The sequence below is a fragment of the Photorhabdus sp. RM96S genome (assembly GCF_042879335.1).
In the GTDB taxonomy this organism is placed as follows: Bacteria; Pseudomonadota; Gammaproteobacteria; order Enterobacterales; family Enterobacteriaceae; genus Photorhabdus; species Photorhabdus kayaii.
Window position 1 is genome coordinate 1 of sequence record NZ_JBHFKT010000128.1, and the last position, 1,029, is coordinate 1,029.

Here is a 1,029-nt window from a genome sequence, read left to right on the forward strand (position 1 = left end):
ACCGCCATTCAGCCGCTTCACCCGGCGATTGCCGCGGGGATCACACCGGATAATAACCATACGCAGGTACAAAATCAGGGCAATGTCCCGGTTGTCAATATTGCCACGCCGAATGACGCGGGGATATCCCACAACACCTATAAAGAGTTCAATGTCGCCACTCAAGGTGCTGTGCTTAATAACGCCACGCAAGCGGCTCAATCGCAACTGGCCGGGCAACTTAACGCTAACCCTAATCTGCATGGAAAAGCGGCGGAACTGATTATTAATGAAGTGACCGGCAGCGGACAATCTAACCTGCAAGGCCAGTTGGAGATTTTCGGCCATAAAGCCAATATGATGATTGCCAACCCCAACGGCATTACTTGTGATGGCTGTGGTTTTATTAATACTTCGAGTGCAACACTGACCACGGGTAAACCCCAATTTGATAAACAGGACGCGTTGGAAGCATTGGAGGTTAAAACAGGCCAAATCACTATTGGCGGTAAAGGGTTAGATGGCAAGACGACGGATTATGTCGATATTATCAGCCGGGCAACGGAATTAAATGGAAAAATTCAGGCGAATAACCTGTCCCTGACGCAAGGCGCTAACCGAATCAGCTTAAAAGATGGCACAGTTAAACCTGCCGCTGGCGAAGGTGTTAAACCTCAATTAGCGGTTGACACCAAAGCGTTAGGCGGCATGTATGCCAATAAAATCCGACTGGTTGCCACTGAAGAGGGCGTTGGCGTTAATTTAAAAGAGTTAACCAGTCACCAGCGTGATATTACTTTAAACGCCAATGGCAAAATTGAACTGGGAAATATTAACGCTAAAACGGACCTGAATATTATTGGCAAAGAAACCCATATTTCACCCAATATTAACGTGCAGGCGGGACAGGATATTATCCTGGAAAATACCACGCTGGATAATAAAGGTAGCGTGACTGCTGGCCGGGATATGCGGATATTTGGCGATACTGTGCGTAATAGCGGTAATAAAGCCTTGCTGCAAGCCAATAATAATATGTGGATACAGAAA

General features: G+C 46.7%; 1 protein-coding gene. It reads left to right on the forward strand.

From position 1 onward, the window contains the following. The coding region (locus ACGF49_RS24580; protein WP_387493322.1) for a filamentous hemagglutinin N-terminal domain-containing protein at positions 1-1,029 on the forward strand (1,029 nt) is incomplete at both ends.